Origin of the sequence: Massilia sp. R2A-15 (assembly GCF_030704305.1) — a bacterium.
Taxonomy (GTDB): domain Bacteria; phylum Pseudomonadota; class Gammaproteobacteria; order Burkholderiales; family Burkholderiaceae_D; genus JAFCUW01.
Genome location: NZ_CP131935.1, coordinates 356,038 through 374,263 on the forward strand (window position 1 = coordinate 356,038; position 18,226 = coordinate 374,263).

General features: G+C 64.8%; 16 protein-coding genes. 12 read left to right on the forward strand and 4 right to left on the reverse strand.

Going from position 1 to position 18,226, the window contains the following annotated elements:
• From Q4S45_RS01675 to Q4S45_RS01695, 5 genes are all read left to right on the forward strand, one after another.
• Complete coding sequence (locus Q4S45_RS01675) at positions 1-963, forward strand: D-alanine--D-alanine ligase (protein WP_305508548.1); 963 nt, start codon at positions 1-3, stop codon at positions 961-963.
• Positions 964-967: 4 nt separating this feature from the next.
• Positions 968-1,786 carry a cell division protein FtsQ/DivIB gene (locus tag Q4S45_RS01680; protein ID WP_305508549.1) on the forward strand — a complete coding sequence of 273 codons (819 nt, stop codon included), beginning with the start codon at positions 968-970 and terminating at the stop codon, positions 1,784-1,786.
• Positions 1,787-1,797: 11 nt separating this feature from the next.
• Entirely contained in the window at positions 1,798-3,030 is a 1,233-nt protein-coding gene (ftsA, locus tag Q4S45_RS01685) for a cell division protein FtsA (RefSeq protein ID WP_305508550.1), read from the forward strand.
• A gap of 162 nt (positions 3,031-3,192) precedes the next feature.
• On the forward strand, positions 3,193-4,407 hold the full coding sequence (ftsZ, locus tag Q4S45_RS01690; protein ID WP_305508551.1) for a cell division protein FtsZ: 1,215 nt from the start codon (positions 3,193-3,195) through the stop codon (positions 4,405-4,407).
• A 188-nt stretch (positions 4,408-4,595) separates the two neighbouring features.
• The gene (locus Q4S45_RS01695) at positions 4,596-5,120 is read left to right on the forward strand and encodes a TlpA disulfide reductase family protein (RefSeq protein WP_305508552.1); all 525 of its coding nucleotides are present in this window, start codon (positions 4,596-4,598) and stop codon (positions 5,118-5,120) included.
• A gap of 19 nt (positions 5,121-5,139) precedes the next feature.
• Here Q4S45_RS01695 and Q4S45_RS01700 read toward each other — a convergent pair whose 3' ends face one another.
• Positions 5,140-6,426 carry a bifunctional 2-polyprenyl-6-hydroxyphenol methylase/3-demethylubiquinol 3-O-methyltransferase UbiG gene (locus Q4S45_RS01700; protein WP_305508554.1) on the reverse strand — a complete coding sequence of 429 codons (1,287 nt, stop codon included), beginning with the start codon at positions 6,424-6,426 and terminating at the stop codon, positions 5,140-5,142.
• 156 nt (positions 6,427-6,582) lie between these two features.
• On the opposite strand from Q4S45_RS01700, the gene Q4S45_RS01705 reads away from it, so the two are divergent.
• The 3 genes from Q4S45_RS01705 to lpxC all read left to right on the forward strand — a co-directional run bounded on the left by Q4S45_RS01705 (position 6,583) and on the right by lpxC (position 8,999).
• Positions 6,583-7,086, forward strand: coding sequence for a peroxiredoxin (locus Q4S45_RS01705; RefSeq protein WP_305508556.1), 504 nt, complete (start codon positions 6,583-6,585; stop codon positions 7,084-7,086).
• Between the two features lie 116 nt (positions 7,087-7,202).
• Positions 7,203-8,045 (forward strand): DMT family transporter, encoded by an 843-nt coding sequence (locus tag Q4S45_RS01710; RefSeq protein WP_305512020.1) that lies wholly within the window; start codon positions 7,203-7,205, stop codon positions 8,043-8,045.
• Positions 8,046-8,063: 18 nt separating this feature from the next.
• The gene (gene lpxC / locus Q4S45_RS01715) at positions 8,064-8,999 is read left to right on the forward strand and encodes a UDP-3-O-acyl-N-acetylglucosamine deacetylase (RefSeq protein ID WP_305508558.1); all 936 of its coding nucleotides are present in this window, start codon (positions 8,064-8,066) and stop codon (positions 8,997-8,999) included.
• A 107-nt stretch (positions 9,000-9,106) separates the two neighbouring features.
• On the opposite strand, the gene Q4S45_RS01720 is transcribed toward lpxC, so the two are convergent.
• Positions 9,107-9,601: a DciA family protein gene (locus Q4S45_RS01720; protein ID WP_305508560.1), complete on the reverse strand. Its 495-nt coding sequence runs from the start codon at positions 9,599-9,601 to the stop codon at positions 9,107-9,109.
• A 226-nt stretch (positions 9,602-9,827) separates the two neighbouring features.
• On the opposite strand from Q4S45_RS01720, the gene secA reads away from it, so the two are divergent.
• Positions 9,828-12,599, forward strand: a complete 2,772-nt coding sequence (gene secA, locus Q4S45_RS01725) for a preprotein translocase subunit SecA (protein ID WP_305508562.1) — start codon at positions 9,828-9,830, stop codon at positions 12,597-12,599.
• A 203-nt stretch (positions 12,600-12,802) separates the two neighbouring features.
• Here the strand turns inward: secA and Q4S45_RS01730 are convergent, their stop codons facing one another.
• Complete coding sequence (locus Q4S45_RS01730; RefSeq protein ID WP_305508564.1) at positions 12,803-13,867, reverse strand: AI-2E family transporter; 1,065 nt, start codon at positions 13,865-13,867, stop codon at positions 12,803-12,805.
• A 15-nt stretch (positions 13,868-13,882) separates the two neighbouring features.
• Positions 13,883-15,454: a DUF945 family protein gene (locus Q4S45_RS01735; protein ID WP_305508566.1), complete on the reverse strand. Its 1,572-nt coding sequence runs from the start codon at positions 15,452-15,454 to the stop codon at positions 13,883-13,885.
• 181 nt (positions 15,455-15,635) lie between these two features.
• On the opposite strand from Q4S45_RS01735, the gene argJ reads away from it, so the two are divergent.
• From argJ to Q4S45_RS01750, 3 genes are read left to right on the forward strand one after another with little or no spacing between them, the layout of a single operon-like run.
• On the forward strand, positions 15,636-16,874 hold the full coding sequence (argJ, locus tag Q4S45_RS01740) for a bifunctional glutamate N-acetyltransferase/amino-acid acetyltransferase ArgJ (RefSeq protein ID WP_305508568.1): 1,239 nt from the start codon (positions 15,636-15,638) through the stop codon (positions 16,872-16,874).
• A gap of 7 nt (positions 16,875-16,881) precedes the next feature.
• A complete protein-coding gene (locus Q4S45_RS01745) occupies positions 16,882-17,760 on the forward strand; it encodes an ATP-binding protein (protein WP_305508569.1) in 879 nt (292 codons plus the stop codon).
• On the forward strand, positions 17,757-18,221 hold the full coding sequence (locus Q4S45_RS01750; protein WP_305508570.1) for an NUDIX domain-containing protein: 465 nt from the start codon (positions 17,757-17,759) through the stop codon (positions 18,219-18,221). The genes Q4S45_RS01745 and Q4S45_RS01750 overlap by 4 nt, the downstream gene beginning before the upstream one ends.
• The last annotated feature ends 5 nt before the right edge of the window (positions 18,222-18,226 follow it).

Below are 18,226 nucleotides of genomic sequence, written 5' to 3' on the forward strand. Positions count from 1 at the left end.
GTGAGCGCTCCTACCAACATTGACGTCAAGGCACTCGGCAAGGTCGGCGTGCTGTTCGGCGGCCGCTCCGCCGAGCGCGACGTCTCCATCATGTCCGGCACCGGCGTGCTGGCCGCGCTGCAAAGCCGCGGCGTGGACGCCCACGCCTTCGACCCCGGTGTGCGCAGCATCGCCGAACTGGCCGCCGAAAAATTCGACCGCGTGTTCATCGCGCTGCACGGGCGCTTCGGCGAAGACGGCAGCCTGCAGGGCGCCCTCGAGCAGCTCGGCATTCCTTACACCGGCAGCGGCGTGATGACTTCCGCCGTCGCCATGGACAAGATCACCACCAAGTTGATCTGGCTGATGCACGGTCTGCCGACGCCGAAGTACGCGACGCTCGAAGCGGGCGCCGACCTGCCGAAAGTGGCGGCCGACCTGGGCCTGCCGCTGATCGTCAAGCCGCCGCTCGAAGGTTCGACCATCGGCATCACCAAGGTCAGCGATGCCGCCGACTTCCAGGCCGCCTACGAGCTCGCCGCGAAATACGATGAAGTAGTGCTGGCCGAGGAGTTCGTCACCGGCCGCGAGTTCACCGTCACCGTGCTTGGGCGCGGCAAGGACGCACGCGCGCTGCCGATCGTCGAGATCGTCGCGCCGCAAGGCAATTACGACTATCAGAACAAATACTTCACCGACGACGTGAAGTACCACTGCCCGGCGCCGCTCGATGCGGCAACGGCGGCCGAGATGGCGCGTATCGCGCTCGCGGCCTACCGCGCGCTCGGCTGCGAGGGCTGGGGCCGCGTCGACGTGCTGCTGCGCGCATCCGACAATCGCCCGTTCCTGCTCGAAGCGAATACCTCGCCAGGCATGACGACGCATTCGCTGGTGCCGATGGCGGCGCGCGCGGACGGTATGAGCTACGAAGACCTGTGCCTGGAGATCCTGGCGTCGGCACGTTTAAAAATGGTAAAGGCTTAACACGATGTGGCAAGACGCCCGTGCCCTGAACGCAACCGCCAACGGCCTGATCGCCGCGGTGGTGCTCGCGTGCATAGCCTCCGGCGTGTGGTGGGTGTCGCAGCGTCCGATGTTCACCCTGAAGACGGTGCGCGTCGAAAGCATGTACGACATGGAACTGAAGCGCGTGAGCGAACTGACGGTGCGCGCCGGCGTGGTGGGCAAGATCAAGGGGAATTTTTTCACCACCAACCTGGAGCAGGTGCGCACGGCGTTCGAATCGGTGCCCTGGGTGCGGCGCGCGACGGTGCGGCGCGAGTGGCCGGACCAGCTGATCGTGTCGGTCGAGGAGCACGAGCCGCTCGGCACATGGGGCGAAGACGGCCGTCTGCTGTCGGTCAAGGGCGACGTGTTCACCGCCAACCTGGCCGAAGCGGACGAGGATCATCCGCTGCCGCAGTTCGAGGGCCCGGACGGCAGCGAAAAGGAAGTGCTGGCGCGGTTTTCCGAGCTGCGCTCCTGGTTCGCGCCGGCCAAGCTGGTGCCGGAAGCATTGAGCCTGTCCTCTCGCTACGCGTGGACGGTGCGGCTCGATAACGGCATGCAGGTGGCGCTGGGACGCGAGAAGGATCACACCACCTTGCGCAACCGGGTGCAGCGGCTGGTCGGGATTTACCCGCAGCTGGCCGCCCGCGTGCAGGGAATCGAATCGATCGACATGCGCTACCCGAACGGGCTGGCGCTGGCGGCGGCGGGATTGAAGTTCCCGAAAGATGGAAGCAAGCCTGTGAAGGCCGGCGCGAAATTGATAACCACAACAACCAAGAAAACCAGCAAGCACTAGGCCCCTGCAAAATGACAAAAGACGCTAAAAACCTGATCGTCGGACTCGATATCGGCACCTCGAAAGTGGTCGCCGTGGTGGCCGAGGTGATGTCCGACGGACGACACGAAGTCATCGGACTGGGCCAGCACGAGTCGCGCGGCCTGAAAAAGGGCGTGGTGGTCAACATCGAGGCGACGGTCGAGTCGATCCAGCGCGCGCTCGAAGAGGCCGAGCTGATGGCCGACTGCAAGATCCGCAATGTCTACGCCGGCATCGCGGGCAGCCATATCCGCTCGTTCAATTCGAGCGGCATGGTGGCGATCAAGGACAAGGAAGTGACCTCGACCGACGTGGCGCGCGTGATCGAGACGGCCAAGGCGGTCAACATCCCGACCGACCAGCAGCTGCTGCATACGGTGCCGCAGGAATTCATCGTCGACAGCCAGGAAGACGTGCGCGAGCCGATCGGCATGAGCGGCATCCGCCTCGAAGTGCGCGTGCACATCGTCACCGGCGCGGTGTCGGCGGTGCAGAACATCGTCAAGTGCGTGCGCCGCTGCGGGCTGGAAGTGTCGGACCTGATTTTGCAGCCAATGGCCTCGGCCGACGCGGTGCTCACGGCCGACGAGAAAGAGCTGGGCGTGGTGCTGATCGACATCGGCGGCGGCACCACCGACATCGCGGTGTTCTCGGACGGCGCGATCCGCCACACGGCGGTCATTCCGATCGCCGGCGACCAGATCACCAACGACGTGGCGATGGCGCTGCGCACGCCGACATCGGAAGCGGAAGAAATCAAGATCCGCTACGGCGTGGCCAAGCAGGTGCTGGCCGATCCGGGCGAGTCGCTCGAAGTGCCGGGCCTGGGCGACCGCGGTCCGCGCAACCTGTCGCGCCAGGCGCTGGCGGCGGTGATCGAGCCGCGCGTCGAAGAACTGTTCGCGATGGTGCACCAGGTGGTGCGCGAGTCCGGCTACGAGGGCGTGCTCTCGTCGGGCATCGTGCTCACCGGCGGCACCTCGATCATGCCGGGCATGGTCGAAATGGCCGAAGACATTTTCCTCAAGCCGGCGCGCCTTGGCACGCCGGACTACCGCGGCCAGCTGGCTGACGTGGTGCGCAGTCCGCGCTACGCGACCGTGCTCGGGCTGCTGCTGGAAGCGAAGAAGCAGTACCTGCGCGGTCACATCGTGACGCGCCAGGACGGGTCGGTGAAGGCGGTGTGGCAGCGGATGAAGGAATGGTTTTTAGGGAATTTCTAAGCGGGGCGGGGCGGTAAAGGCGGCAGGCGGTTCGGGGTTGGGCAGCAAACAAACACACACAATTTTATTTTTAACTTAAGACGCGGTTTTCAATCTCCAGGTTTCATGCCAATGCTATGAGTCCTGGCGCTTGGAAACGGCAATTTGATTAGGAGTTTCATCATGGAGTTCGATATGGTCGACAACGCAGCACTGGGCACTATCATCAAGGTCGTCGGCGTCGGCGGCGCGGGCGGCAATGCGGTTCAGCACATGATCAACAAGGGCGTGTCGGGCGTCGAGTTCATCGCCGCCAACACCGATGCGCAGGCACTTGCCGCATCGAGCGCTCACAACGTGATCCAGATCGGCGACTCGGGCCTGGGCGCCGGTATGAAGCCTGCGGTCGGCCGCCAGCTGGCGGAAGAGTCGCGCGCGCGCATCGAAGACTCGCTGCGCGGCGCGCACATGGTGTTCATCGCTGCCGGCATGGGCGGCGGCACCGGCACCGGCGCTGCGCCGATCGTCGCCGAAATCGCCAAGCAGATGGGCGCGCTGACGGTGGCCGTGGTGTCGAAGCCGTTCTCGTACGAAGGCCAGAAGTGCATGGACATCGCCGAAGAAGGCCTGGACGAGCTGACCAAGCACGTCGACTCCCTGATCATCATCCTCAACGAAAAGCTGGAAGACATCTACGAAGACGAGTCGATGCTCGACTGGATGAAGCACGCCGACGATGTTCTGAACAACGCGGTCGCCGGTATCGCCGAGATCATCAACGTGCCTGGCCACATCAACGTCGACTTCAACGACGTCAAGACCATCATGGGCGAGCAGGGCAAGGCGATGATGGGCACCGCCACCGCGTCGGGCGTGGACCGTGCGCGCATCGCCGCCGAGCAGGCGGTCGCATCGCCGCTGCTGGACGGAATCGACCTGTCGGGCGCCCGCGGCGTGCTGGTCAACGTGACCGCCAGCCGTGGCCTCAAAGGTAAAGAGATCAAGGAAGTCATGGCCGCCGTGCGCGCGTTTGCCGCGCCGGATGCGTCGATCGCGCAAGGCATCGCGTATGACGACAACATGGGCGACGACATCCGCGTGACCGTGGTGGCGACGGGCCTGGGCAAGACCAAGAAGGCCATGCAGCTGGTGCAGCAGCCGATGAAGATGACCGGCACCCACAACACCCCGCTGATGGCGTCCGCAGCTGGCCTGCACGTTTCGGCCGGCATGACGATGGGTTCGACCTCGATCGGCGGCCATGCCGCGATGGACGGCGCGATGAAGCAGCCGGCTGTGTGGCGCCGCGAGCAGGCATCCGAGCAGGTGCAGGCGATGCAGCGCAACGGCGTCGAAACGTACGACATTCCGGCGTTCCTGCGCAAGCAAGCCGACTAAGCAAATCGAAGTCGGGGTCTGGTCCTGCGGACCTGACCCCATTTCGCTGTCAGTTCAAGATGGGGACAGGTCCGCGGGACCAGTCCCCGTTTTTATTTGGGCGCCGGCGTGGCGGGCGATGCAAAACCGGTTATGCTATATCTTGCATAATTGCAATGATGTCCGAAAGCTCACCAAAAGAGAGGCCCATGACTCCATCCCGGTTTTCGCCCCTTCGCGTCCTCGCGGCGTCCCTTCTGCTGGCCATCTCGTTCACGGCTGCGGCGGCAGCGCCGGCCAAGGGAGATATTCCGCCCGACCGCGTCGGCACCACATTCGACGGCGATCCCGTGCTGCTCTCCAAATACAAGGACACCGCGGTGGTGATCTCGTTCTGGGCGACGTGGTGCACATACTGCCTGAAGGAGCTTCCCATCCTCGAGGGCATCCAGCGCACGGCCAAGGGGCGCGTGCACGTAATCGCGGTCAATACCGAGGAGCGCGATGTGTTCCGCAAGGTCAGGCGCAAGCTGGGCGAGGTCCTCTCCCTGGAGCTGGCGTACGATCCGGACAGCGGCGCGCGGAAGGCGTTTGGCGTCAACGGCATTCCGCACATGGTCATCATCGGCCGCGACGGCAGGATCGTCTCGGTGTACCGCGGCTATGCGGAATCGAGCCTGGACGACATCACCGCCGACATCAACCGCGCGATCGGCGCCACGCCGGGGCAATGACGGAGGCGATGACGCAGTTTTACCGGCAGCTAACGTGCCGCAGCAGGATGCGATCGATCGAGCGCAGCGCGTCGTAGGGCTGGCGGAAGTCGGCGAACAGGCGCGCATTGTCGGGCGGCGCGGCGCGGCACGCCGGCTCCGCGCGCACCAGGTCGAACACCTCGCCGAAGGTGCGCTCGCCATCGATGTGGGTGAAGATCATGCCCGAATACCGGCCCGCGTCGGCCACCAGCGTCGCGCCCAGCGCCTGGTGGTGCAGCACCGTCGGTCCGTCCTTCGCCGCGAACAAGTCCCCCAAGGCCGGCCCGCTGAACGGGTCGTGCGCAAAAAACGGAATGTAGTCCGCGTCGCCGTATGGCGCTTCCGCGTCCGCGCCGCGCGTCAGGAACATGATGTGGCGCGTCAGGTCCCCGATCAGCAGCTCCGACATGGCATAGCGATCGCGTGCGCTCATGTCCTTCAGGTGGCGGCGCAGCTTGTGTGCGTCCGGCCCTAGCGTCATCTCCGGCAGGTAGGGGAATCGGCCGCGATTGACGTCGGTCAGGGCGATCTGCAGGCCATGGCCGTCGGCCAGCCACTCATACAGCTGCGGCACGGTATAGGCCCGGTCCTGCGAGTGCAGCAGCGAGTCGTAGATGGCCGCGTCGGTGCGGTCGTCGCCGTAATCGTCGCCCGCGAGCTTGTACCAGTTCAGCGCCGGCAGCATCGCCAGCACTTCCTTGGCATGGGGGAGCTTGTCCTCTTCGGGACAGCCCTGGTTCGCCAGCCGCAGCAGGCTTTGCATCTGGTAGATGCCGGTGCGCCCGATCTGGCCGTACACCATCAGGCCCATGGCGCCGCGCGGTGCGAGCACCGACAGCAGTGCGCGCATGCCCGCGTCCGGATCGGCCAGGTGATGCAGCACGCCGGAACAATTGATGTAGTCGAACTGGCCCAGGTCCAGCTGCGGGATATCGAGGATCGACTGCTGGACCCAGCGGATGTTGGTGAGCTTGCGGATCGCAGCGCGCTGCCGCGCGATCGCGATACTGGCGCCGCTCAGGTCCAGGTGGACGATTTCGGCGTTGGTGCCTTTCAGCTGCTCGGCGAGGTAGATGGTGGTGTCGCCGGTGCCGGCGCCGGCCACCAGCACGCGAAAACGGTTGCGAAACGTCTCCTTCCCCTGGTAGCAGTAATGGTTCATCATCGCCAGGCTGTCCAGCCAGGTGCGCATGAGTCGCTTGTGTTCGTCCTGCGGGTCGCACGGAGGGTAGGGCAGGCGTTCGTATTGCGCCTTTACGTCGGGAAGATAATTCGGCGTGGTCATGAATGTCGGGCGGTTTAGTCGTGTGCTGCATCATCCGGTCTTTCGGAATTATTTGCAACATCGGAACCAGGCCGCTGCCAGCAGGAATCCGGGCGTTCGGGCATACTGTTGGCAAAGCACCATCCGGTTCACTTATTTCACAAGAGGAGTCTCCCCATGACCATCAAGATCGGCGACAAACTGCCAGAAGGCACCCTGGCCGAATTCATCGAAACCGAAACCGAAGGCTGCACGCTCGGCCCGAACAAATTCTCCGTCACCGAACTGGCCAAGGGCAAGAAGATCGCGATCTTCGGCCTGCCAGGCGCCTACACCCCGACCTGCTCGGCGCAGCACGTGCCAGGCTACGTCGCCAACGCCGATGCGTTGAAGGCGAAGGGCGTGGACGAAATCTGGTGCATCTCGGTCAATGACGCTTTCGTCATGGGCGCCTGGGGCCGCGACCAGAAGGCCACCGGCATCGTGCGCATGATGGCCGACGGGAATGGCGACTACAGCAAGGCGCTGGGCCTGGACGCCGATTTCTCGAAGTACGGCATGGGCACTCGTTCGCAGCGCTACTCGATGCTGGTCGATGACGGCGTGGTCAAGCAGCTCAACGTCGAGACCAATGGCTTCGAAGTGTCGAACGCCGAGACCATGCTGGCGCAGCTGGCTTAAGCACTCGCAGTTCCGGAAGACGGCGCCTCGGCGCCGTTTTTCGTTTTCACCGGTACGATTTCATGGAACAGACATTGACCTCCGCGCGCAGCGGCAACCTGCGCAGCATCTACGCGATGCTCATCGCCGTCGTGATGTTTTCGCTGATGGACGTGGCAATGAAGCTGCTGTCGGCGCATTTTCCGGCCATTCAGGTGGCGGCGCTGCGCGCGCTCGTTTCGCTGCCACTGGTGTTCGCCTACGTCGGCTGGCGCGGCGCGTTCGGCACGATGCTGCGCGTACGTTGGGGCATGCACGCGATGCGCGCGCTGCTCGGGATCGCGATGCTGGCGATGTTCGCGTTCGGCCTCCAGTCGCTGTCGCTGGCGGAGGCGTATTCGATCTTCTTCATCGCGCCGGCGCTGATCACCGCCTTGTCGGTATTGTTCCTGAAAGAGCACGTCAGCTTCGCGCGCTGGATCGCGATCGCGGTCGGCATGGCCGGCGTGCTGGTCGTGTTGCGCCCCAGCGGCGCGGGCCTGTTTACCCTCGGCGGCCTGGCGGTGCTGGGCGCCGCCGCGATGTATGCGGTGTCGGCGATCGCCTCCCGCATCCTGGCGCGCACCGACAGCAGCGAACAGCGGGTGCTGTGGCTGATGGTGATGATGGCGCTAGGGGCCACCGCGCTGGCGGCGCCCGGGTGGGTCCCGGTGCGCGCCAGCGACACGCTGGTGCTGTGCGGCCTGGCCGTGAGCGGCTTCCTCGGCCAGCTTGCCATCAACGAGGCGTTCGGCTCGGGCGAGGCGTCGAAAGTCGCGCCGTTCGAGTACTCGGCGCTGGCCTGGGGCGTGGGGTTCGACTGGCTGCTGTGGCATGCGCTGCCCGACCGTTACACCATGATCGGCGCGGCCATCATCATCGCCAGCGGCCTGTACCTGATCCGCCACGAAGGCGGCCACGCCGAAGCCGAGCACCCCTAGAGCGGATATAATCGCCGGATGCTCAAACAAAGAACCATCAAACAGCTGGTGCGCACGATCGGCGTGGGATTGCACTCCGGGACCAAGGTCGAACTGACGCTGCGCCCGGCCGCGCCCGACACCGGCATCGTGTTTCGCCGCGTCGACCTCGACCCGGTGGTCGAATTTCCCGCCAGCGCCGGCGTGGTGGGCGACACCCGCATGGCCTCGGTGCTGATCAAGGGCGGGGTGCGCGTGTCCACCGTCGAACACCTGATGTCGGCCTGCGCCGGCCTCGGGATCGACAACCTGTACGTCGACGTGTCGGCCGAAGAGATTCCGATCATGGACGGTTCGGCATCGTCGTTCGTGTTCCTGCTGCAGCAGGCCGGCGTGCAGGAGCAGGGCGCGGCCAAGAAATTCATCCGCGTGCTGAAGGATGTCGAGGTGCGCCATGGCACGGGCGACAATGAAAAATGGGCGCGCCTGTCGCCCCACGACGGCTTCAAGCTCGACTTCTACATCGAATTCAACCACCCGGCGGTGGACGGCACGACACAGCGCGCGCTGGTCGATTTCGGCGACGTGTCATATGTGCACGATGTGGCGCGCGCGCGCACCTTCGGCTTCATGCAGGACGTGGAGAGCCTGCGCGGCATGGGCCTGGCGCGCGGCGGATCGCTGGAAAACGCCATCGTGATGGATGAATACCGCATCCTCAATTCGGACGGGCTGCGCTACGAAGACGAATTCGTGCGCCACAAGATCTTGGACGCGATCGGCGACCTGTACCTGGTCGGGCATCCGCTGCTGGCCAGCTATCATGCCCACAAGTCGGGGCACGCGCTGAACAACCAGCTGCTGCTGGCATTGCTGGAGCGGCCAGATGCCTATGAAATCGTCTCGTTCGACGCGCTGGGCACGGCGCCGGCGTCGTATGTGCGCCAGATGGCGCGCGAGTGGGCGCTTACCTAGGTTGTCGTTCCTGCGAAGGCAGGAACCTATACTGAGTATGCCTAAAAGGTGACTCTCGTTCAGCATGGGTTCCTGACAAGGGGGGCGCCGAGCCCAGGAACGACAGGCTAGCGGCGGCGCGCCGCCATCGCCTTGATCGCCGCGATCAGCCGGGCGTTGGCCGGCGTATCGGGCAGCGACTCGCCCAGTTCCGCAAACGCGTCCACCGCCGTCTTGGGAAAGTCCAGCTGGCGCGTGTGCACCACAGGCGCGATGCTGCGCGTGACCTGCACTTTCAGTCTGATGTTGTTAATCTGCCACCCGCGCTGCGTCAGCGCCCCCTGCAGCTTGGGCAGCTGCTGCTTGAGCTTGGCCGCCACCGCCGAGGTCGGCGTGGCCAGCACCAGCTGGGCGTCCTCGAAGGACAGCACGTCGCAATCGGAGAACATCGGCGGCAGCGCGTCGGCGCAGTCTTTCTGCAGCCGGCCCATGCGCATCGCCGTCGGCAGCAGGCTTGCCATCCGCGCATTGGCGCCGAGAAAGTCCGTCGCGCCGATCGAAGTCTGGCGCGATTTGGTGCCGTAGATGTGGCCAGAAAATTGATTGGATGAAGTAAACCGCATGAGGCGCAACATATCATAGCTGGCCTCGCCTTGCGGCGGAATGTTGGGAAAGGGTCAGAATGATAACTTTCTTTTCCTGATGCACTTGTTATCCAACCGTATATCCCCAAGTGTGGCCGGATCGCATGATAAAATCACCCTCTTTTTGCCATAGGCGGGCTTCGGAAGATAACTTTTTGATATCAATCCAGCTCTTTTTCGCGGCGCATTTTTAAGAATTCAAAGCATGTCCTTACTGACCCAGATTTTCGGTAGCCGCAACCAGCGACTGCTTAAGCAATATAAAAAGACAGTTGCCCAGATCAATGCGCTCGAACCGCAGATGGAAGCGCTGTCCGATGCCGAGCTCCAGGCCAAGACGCCGGAATTCAAGCAGCGCGTCGCCGCCGGCGCCGCGCTCGACGACCTGCTGCCTGAAGCGTTCGCGGTGTGCCGCGAGGCGGCCAAGCGCGTGCTGAAGATGCGCCACTTCGACGTCCAGATGATCGGCGGCATGGTCCTGCACTACGGCAAGATCGCCGAGATGGGCACGGGCGAGGGCAAGACGCTGATGGCGACCCTGCCGACCTACCTGAACGCGCTGTCCGACAAGGGCGTGCACGTCATCACCGTCAACGATTACCTGGCGCAGCGCGACGCCGAGTGGATGGGCCGCCTGTACGGCTGGCTGGGCCTGACGACCGGCGTGAACCTGTCGCAGATGGACCACGACACCAAGCAGGCCGCCTACGCCTCGGACATCACCTACGGCACCAACAACGAATTCGGTTTCGACTACCTGCGCGACAACATGGTCTACGAAGCGCGCGAGCGCGTGCAGCGCAGCCTGAACTTCGCCGTGGTCGACGAAGTGGACTCGATCCTGATCGACGAAGCGCGCACCCCGCTGATCATCTCCGGCCAGGCCGAGAACCACACGGACCTGTACCACAAGATCAACGCGGTGCCCGGCATGCTGACCCTGCAGATCGGCGAAGAGACGCCGGACGGCAAGGGCGTGGTCGAAGTCCCGGGCGACTACACCAAGGACGAAAAGGCGCACACCGTGCTGCTGACCGAAGCGGGCCACGAGCACGCCGAGGCGATCCTGACCGAGATGGGCCTGCTGCCGCCGGGCGCCTCGCTGTATGACGCCGCCAACATCACCCTGATCCACCACCTGTACGCGGCGCTGCGCGCGCACGCGCTGTACCACAAGGACCAGCACTACGTGGTGCAGAACGACGAAGTGGTGATCGTCGACGAATTCACCGGCCGCCTGATGACCGGGCGCCGCTGGTCCGACGGCCTGCACCAGGCAGTCGAGGCGAAAGAGGGCGTGCGCATCCAGAACGAGAACCAGACCCTGGCCTCGATCACGTTCCAGAACTACTTCCGCATGTACAGCAAGCTGTCGGGCATGACCGGCACCGCCGACACCGAAGCGTACGAGTTCCAGGAAATCTACGGCCTCGAGACCGTGGTGATCCCGCCGAACCGTCCGTCGCAGCGCGTGGACCGCCAGGACCAGGTGTACAAGTCGGCCGAGGAAAAGTACGGCGCCATGCTGACCGATATCCGCGACTGCTACGAGCGCGGCCAGCCGGTCCTGGTCGGCACCACCTCGATCGAGAACTCCGAACTGCTGTCGGGCATCCTGACCAAGGCCAAGCTCGAACACAACGTCCTGAACGCGAAGCAGCACGCGCGCGAAGCGGAAATCATCGCGCAGGCGGGCCGTCCGAAGATGATCACCATCGCTACTAACATGGCGGGCCGCGGCACCGACATCGTCCTGGGCGGCAACGTCGAGAAGCAGATCCAGATCATCGAAGCGAACATCGATTTGCCGGAGTCGCAGAAGGCGGAGCAAGCGGCCAAGCTGCGCGACGAATGGCAGTCGCTGCACGACCACGTGGTCGGCGCCGGCGGCCTGCACATCATCGGCACCGAGCGCCACGAGTCGCGCCGCGTCGACAACCAGCTGCGCGGACGTTCCGGCCGCCAGGGCGACCCGGGCTCGTCGCGCTTCTACCTGTCGCTCGATGACGCGCTGCTGCGCATCTTCGCCGGCGACCGCGTGCGCGCCATCATGGACCGCCTGAAGATGCCGGAAGGCGAGCCGATCGAAGCGGGCATCGTGTCGCGCTCGATCGAATCGGCGCAGCGCAAGGTCGAAGCGCGCAACTTCGACATCCGCAAGCAGCTGCTCGAATACGACGACGTCGCCAACGACCAGCGCAAGGTGATCTACACCCAGCGTAACGAGCTGCTCGAGACGACCGACATTTCGGAGCTGATCGCATCGCTGCGCGTGGGCGTGTTCACCGACGTGGTGCGCGCCTTCGTGCCGGCCGAATCGGTCGAAGAGCAGTGGGACATCCCGTCGCTCGAGAAGGTGCTGGCCAGCGACTGGAACCTGGACGTGCCTTTGAGCGCGATGCTGGCGGCCGACCAGAACATCACCGACGACGACATCCTGGAGAAGGTGATCGAGGCGGCCGACGCATCGTACGATGCCAAGATCGCCATCGTCGGCAAGGAGTCCTTCGGCAGCTTCGAGCGCAACGTGATGCTGCAGAGCGTCGATTCGCACTGGCGCGAGCACCTGGCGGCGCTGGATCACCTGCGCCAGGGTATCCACCTGCGCGGCTATGCGCAGAAGAACCCGAAGCAGGAGTACAAGCGCGAAGCGTTCGAACTGTTCGGCAGCATGCTCGACATGATCAAGAACGAAGTGATCCGCATGGTCATGACGGTGCGCATCCAGTCGCGCGAAGAGGTGGAAGCGGCGGAAGCGGCGATGGCCGCGCAGCAGGCGCACCTGGAGAACGTCAGCTACCAGCACGCCGACTTCAACCCGGATGCGGCGCCGGAAGAACTGCTGGCGCCGACCTCGGCCCCGGCCGCGCCCGCGGACGACGGCACCACCTACATGGGCATGAAGGTCGGCCGCAACGATCCGTGCCCTTGCGGCAGCGGCAAGAAGTTCAAGCAGTGCCACGGCAAGCTGGCCTGATTCAGGCGACACAATAGAAAACGGCGAGGTGCAAACCTCGCCGTTTTTTATTCCCATGCCGCCGAATGAAGTCGGGGTCTGGTCCTGCGGACCTGACCCCATTTTGGCTTCGCCACCCATCGAAACAAAATAAAAGCTGGGGCAATTTAGGTGTCGTCGGGATTCTCAACATGGGGTCAGGTCCGCAGGACCAGACCCCGAGGCTAATTCTGGCGCACGCCCGGCCCGAACACTTTTTCTTCGTGCCAGAGCGTGACGAACAAGGTCATCACGACCGGGCCGACGAACAGCCCGATTAGGCCGAGCGTTTCGACGCCGCCGAGAATCCCGAACAGCACCGCCAGGAACGGCAGCTTGGTGGCATTGCCGATGATGGTCGGCCGGACGAAGTGGTCCGCGACGAACAGCACGGCGACGCCGGCGCCGGCGACAACCAGCGCCGCCACGGTATGGCCGCCCGCCAGCAGCAGCCCGGCCACGATCAGGAACGCGATCGGCGCGCCGAACGGGATGATCGCCAGGATGCCGGTGGCCGCGCCCCACAGTACCGCCGACGGCACGCCGGCGAACGCGTACACGATCCCCAGCAGCAGGCCCTCGGCCAGGCCGACCAGCACCAGGCCGTTGACGGTGGCGCGGATCGCCGTCGGCACCTTGGTTGCATACAGCTCCCAGCGCGTGCGCCCGACGCAGTGGCTGCCGATGGCGTCCATCTGGCGCACCAGCGCCGGCCCGTCCTTGTAGAAGAAAAACAGCGCCAGGAAGGCGAAGCCGATGTCGATCAGCCGGTGCAGCAGGTGCGCGCCGAAATTGCGCAGCAGTTCGCTGGCGGTGTGCAGTCGGCCCACTGAGCCGTCCTGCAGCAAATGCGCCATGCCGTGCGGCTGGCTCAGCGTGTTGGTCCACCATTCGAAGATCGCCGGCCCCGCCATCGGAATGCGCGCCACCCACGCCGGCGCCGCCAGTCCGTTGGTATTGGCCTCCGCGACGAACGCGGCCAGCGCCGGCGCCTGGTGCGCAGCTTCCGTCAGGCCGACGGCCAGCGGCACCAGGAACAGCAGCGCGCTGGCCGCGGTCGCGATCAGCGCCGCCGGAATCGTGCGGCCGCGGCAGGCGCGCAAGGCGCGCTCGAACAACGGCCAGGTAGCGATGCACAGGATCGCCGCCCACACCAGCGGCAGGAAGAAGCGCTGCGTGACGAAGGCCGCGAACAGGATGATCGCCAGCGAAAAACAGGTGCTGAGTATGTCGCGTTGGGTTTCGCTCATCGCATCACTCTATCATCAAGGGCGGGCCTGGCCAGGTTCGCTCACGATGTGCCAGGTGGTCGGCATTTGAACCGGCTTGCCGTCGATCAGTGCCGGCATGTAGGCGCAATGCTCCATTGCCGCCAGCAGCGCCTGGTCGTAGGCCGGGATCTGGCTCGGTTTCACGATCCCCACGTCGGCCACCGTGCCATCGGCCTTGACGACGAAACTGATCGACAGTTCGAACGGCTGCTCGCCGCGCACGACGCTCTCCGGATAATCGGGCAGCACGCAACGGCTCTCGATGCGGCGCGCCTGCAATGGAGGGGTCCTCGGCGCATTGAAGGCCGGCAGCGCAATCTCCTTGCCGTTGATGCGCAGGACGCCGCCGCGGAATTCGATGTCGGACACCAGCACATCCTTCTCGATGCGCGCGTAGCCGCCGCCGACCATCTTGCCGATGATGATGTCGTGCATGCTCTGCGCAATCTGCGCCACGGTCTGCGGGTTCGCCGGGCCGCCCTTGGCCTGCGCGCTGACCTGCCTGGTTGCGACGTTGGTGGTGATGTCGCGCACCAGTGCGACCGGCACGCGGATATTGAAACGGGCGACGATCTTCTTGACCAGCGCCGGCATGTTGGCAAGGTCCGCGTCGCTTGCGCCTTCGACCGTCACGCGGCCCTTCAGGCTTGCCGTGTTGCCTTTGTAGCCGGCGCTGATTTCATCGATCTCCCAGGCGGCGCCGCGCTGGATCACGGCCTTGCCCAGGCTTTTGAAGACGGGCTGCATGGCCGCGAGCTGCTGCTCGGGCGTGGACCCGGGGGCGTTGGAATTGGCCTTCTCGCCAAGCACCTTCAGTTCGGCCATCGTCGCCTTGTCGATGTTCGTCATGCGCATGGCGAACTTGACATTGTCGACCTTTTCTCCCAGCGCGGTAATGGACTTGATGCTGAAGCCGTAGGCGAGGTCCGCCGCCTTCGGCCGCTCGACCAGGTTGCCGTGGAACCGTATATCCTCGAGCGCTACCTTGGTGCCGTCTTTCTTGACGTCGAACTGCACGCTGGCGATACTCGCCTGGCTGGCGCCGAACCAGAGATCGCCGAAACCGCGCTTCTGCTTCGCGCTCAGGCTGATGTCGCGCACGGCGACGTGCACGTTCTTGTCGTCAAACACCAGCGACGGCCACGAACCGTTGGTCGTCATGTTGCGGCTGGCCTTGTCGAGCGAGACCTTCAGCGTGAGCGGCGCCCATTCATAGTTCTCGCCCGCTTCGCTGGTGTAATGCAGCGGCGCCAGCGTGCCCACGTAGTCGTAGCGGCCGTTGGAGACCGGCAGCCGCGCCAGCGTCCACGGACGCTCGCTGCCGAATACCGTTTTGAGCTTCTGCGCCGTTTCGGGCGTGTGATGGAACTCGGCCAGCGCATCGAGGCGCTCGCGCATCGGCAGCTTTGACTTGTCGGCCGCCTGCAATTCGCGCATCGTCGACAGCATCGCATCCATCACGGCCGACGGTTTGGCGACGGGCCGCGGCGCCGGCGCGTCGGCAGCGTGGACGGGCATGCCGGCGAGCGCGGCGGCAAGGGTGCTGCTCAGGACCAGAGTTTTCATCGGAAATTATATGTTTGAAAAGATTTTCTATTATTAACTAGGTGTTTCTAAAAGTCATCAACGTATTCGCTTTGGTTAATTGCCACCATACAAAAGTGTTGGTCTGCGGGATCAGCATGGCGCTTCTCGGGTGGCTCTGGCGGTACAATACCGGATTCGAATTTTTACCCTAGGGAATCCAATGGCCGTCAACTCCCCGCTCCCCGTCGCCGCCAGCCTGAAACCGGTCGCCGGCATTGAAATCGGCTATGCCGAAGCCGGCATCAAGAAGCCGAACCGCAAGGATGTGCTGGTGATGCGCCTGGCGCCGGGAGCCACGGTGGCCGGCGTGTTCACCACCAACCGTTTCTGCGCCGCGCCGGTCCAGGTCAGCAAGGCCAACCTGGCGGCCGTCAGCGCCGGCGGCGCGCCGATCCGCGCGCTGGTCGTCAATACCGGCAACGCCAACGCCGGCACCGGCGAGACCGGCCTCGCCAACGCGCAGGCCACCTGCGCCGCGCTGGCCAGGCTGCTCGGCTGCGAAGCGCAGCAGGTTCTGCCGTTTTCCACCGGCGTGATCCTCGAGCCGCTGCCGGTCGAGAAGATCGTCGCCGGCCTGCCCGCCGCGATCGCCAACCTGAAGGCCGACAACTGGTTCAACGCGGCCGAAGCCATCATGACCACCGACACCCAGCCGAAGGCGGCGTCCACCACGGTCACCATCGGCGGCCATGCGGTCACCATGACCGGCATCAGCAAGGGCGCCGGCATGATCAAGCCGAACATGGCGACCATGCTGGGCTACCTGGCGTTCGACGCCAAGGTCGCGCAGCCGGTGCTCGACCAATTGGTGCGCCACGCGGCCGACCAGTCGTTCAACTGCATCACCATCGACGGCGACACCTCGACCAACGACTCCTTCATGCTGATCGCCACCGGCGCCGGCTCGCTGCAGATCGACAGCGTTGAGAGCGCCGACTACGCCGCGCTGCGCGACGCCGTCACCGATATCTCGCGCAACCTGGCGCAGCAGATCATCCGCGATGGCGAAGGCGCCACCAAGTTCATGACCATCACGGTGGAAGAGGGCGCGTCGGTCGAGGAGTGCCGCAAGATCGCCTACTCGATCGCCCACTCGCCGCTGGTCAAGACCGCGTTCTTCGCGTCCGACCCGAACCTGGGCCGCATCCTGGCCGCGATCGGTTACGCCGGCGTGGACGACCTCGATGTCGGCAAGCTCAATCTCTACTTGGACGACGTGTGGGTGGCCAAGAACGGCGGCCGCAATCCGGACTACCAGGAAGCGGACGGCCAGCGCGTGATGAAGCAAAGCGAAATCACCACCCGCGTCACGCTCGGCCGCGGCAGCGCGGCGGCCACCGTGTGGACCTGCGACCTGTCGCACGAATACGTGACCATCAACGCGGACTACCGCTCGTAAGAATCGCATGACGCCGCTCGAACAATTCCTTCAGCGCGCCGAAGCATTGCTTCTGCGCGTGGAGGGCGTGCTGCCGCCAGCCGTCCCGCGCGAGCCGGACTGGAAGCGCAGCTTCGCCTTCCGCTGGAGGAAACGGGGCGGCGCCGGCTACCTGCAGCCGGTCGCGCACGTGGCGGCAATCACGCTGTCGGACCTGCACAACATCGGCGCGCAGAAGCAGCAGATCGAGCAGAACACGCGCCAGTTCGTGCAGAAGCGCCCGGCCAACAACGTGCTGCTGACCGGCGCGCGCGGCACCGGCAAGTCGTCGCTGATCAAGGCATGCCTGAACCAGTTCGCCGGCGACGGGCTGCGCCTGATCGAAGTCGACAAGGCCGACCTGGCCGAGCTGACCGACATCGTCGACCTGGTGGCCGGCCGGCCCGAGCGCTTCATCATCTTCTGCGACGACCTGTCGTTCGAGGAAGGCGAGAGCGGCTACAAGGCGCTGAAGGTGGCGCTGGACGGCTCGATCTCGGCGCAGTCGGACAACGTGCTCATTTACGCGACCTCGAACCGGCGCCACCTGATGCCGGAGCGGATGTCGGACAACGCCGGCTACACCAGCGACGACAACGGCGACCTGCATCCGGGCGAGACGGTCGAGGAAAAGATCTCGCTGTCGGAGCGCTTCGGCCTGTGGCTGTCGTTCTACCCGTTCAAACAGGACGACTACCTCGACATCGTCGCGCACTGGCTGGGCAGCTTCGGCTGCGACGCTGCGCAAATCGAATCGGCGCGCGCGGAAGCGCTGCGCTGGGCGCTGCAGCGCGGCTCGCGTTCGGGCCGCGTGGCGTGGCAGTTCGCCAAGGACTATGCGGGCAAATTGCAAGGGCAGGGCGCATGAGTGAAGTGAAGGCGGGACCGATCGATGTCGTGGTCGGGATCCTGATGAAGCCGAACGGCGACGTGCTGCTCGGCCAGCGCCCCGAAGGCAAGCCGTACGCCGGCTACTGGGAATTCCCGGGCGGGAAAGTCGAACCGGGCGAGGCGCTGTTCGCGGCGCTGCAGCGCGAATTCGTCGAAGAACTGGGACTGCACGTGGACGCCGCCGAGGAGTGGTGCGGCGTCGAACACGTGTACGAGCATGCGCACGTGCGCCTGCACTTTTTCATCAGCCGCACTTGGCGCGGCGAACCGCAAAGCCTGGAGGGGCAGGCTTTCGCGTGGCAGGGCACGGTCGGCGTAGCGCCGCTGCTGCCGGCAACCATCCCCCTGCTTGAATGGCTCGACCAGCTGCGGTACCCGGCTTACCCGCCGGAGACTGCGTCGGCCAACGCGGCGGCGACCCCGCCGGCATCCGCGTAGGCCGC

Bases quoted from the DNA above. Each gene is read 5' to 3' on its own strand.
- Q4S45_RS01730 (WP_305508564.1), bottom strand. From the start codon at position 13,867: ATGAGCGAAACCCAACGCGACATACTCAGCACCTGTTTTTCGCTGGCG.
- Q4S45_RS01680 (WP_305508549.1), top strand. From the start codon at position 968: ATGTGGCAAGACGCCCGTGCCCTGAACGCAACCGCCAACGGCCTGATC.
- Q4S45_RS01745 (WP_305508569.1), top strand. From the start codon at position 16,882: ATGACGCCGCTCGAACAATTCCTTCAGCGCGCCGAAGCATTGCTTCTG.
- Q4S45_RS01705 (WP_305508556.1), top strand. From the start codon at position 6,583: ATGACCATCAAGATCGGCGACAAACTGCCAGAAGGCACCCTGGCCGAA.
- argJ (WP_305508568.1), top strand. From the start codon at position 15,636: ATGGCCGTCAACTCCCCGCTCCCCGTCGCCGCCAGCCTGAAACCGGTC.
- Q4S45_RS01720 (WP_305508560.1), bottom strand. From the start codon at position 9,601: ATGCGGTTTACTTCATCCAATCAATTTTCTGGCCACATCTACGGCACC.
- Q4S45_RS01735 (WP_305508566.1), bottom strand. From the start codon at position 15,454: ATGAAAACTCTGGTCCTGAGCAGCACCCTTGCCGCCGCGCTCGCCGGC.
- lpxC (WP_305508558.1), top strand. From the start codon at position 8,064: ATGCTCAAACAAAGAACCATCAAACAGCTGGTGCGCACGATCGGCGTG.
- ftsA (WP_305508550.1), top strand. From the start codon at position 1,798: ATGACAAAAGACGCTAAAAACCTGATCGTCGGACTCGATATCGGCACC.
- Q4S45_RS01750 (WP_305508570.1), top strand. From the start codon at position 17,757: ATGAGTGAAGTGAAGGCGGGACCGATCGATGTCGTGGTCGGGATCCTG.
- ftsZ (WP_305508551.1), top strand. From the start codon at position 3,193: ATGGAGTTCGATATGGTCGACAACGCAGCACTGGGCACTATCATCAAG.
- Q4S45_RS01710 (WP_305512020.1), top strand. From the start codon at position 7,203: ATGCTCATCGCCGTCGTGATGTTTTCGCTGATGGACGTGGCAATGAAG.
- Q4S45_RS01700 (WP_305508554.1), bottom strand. From the start codon at position 6,426: ATGACCACGCCGAATTATCTTCCCGACGTAAAGGCGCAATACGAACGC.
- Q4S45_RS01695 (WP_305508552.1), top strand. From the start codon at position 4,596: ATGACTCCATCCCGGTTTTCGCCCCTTCGCGTCCTCGCGGCGTCCCTT.
- secA (WP_305508562.1), top strand. From the start codon at position 9,828: ATGTCCTTACTGACCCAGATTTTCGGTAGCCGCAACCAGCGACTGCTT.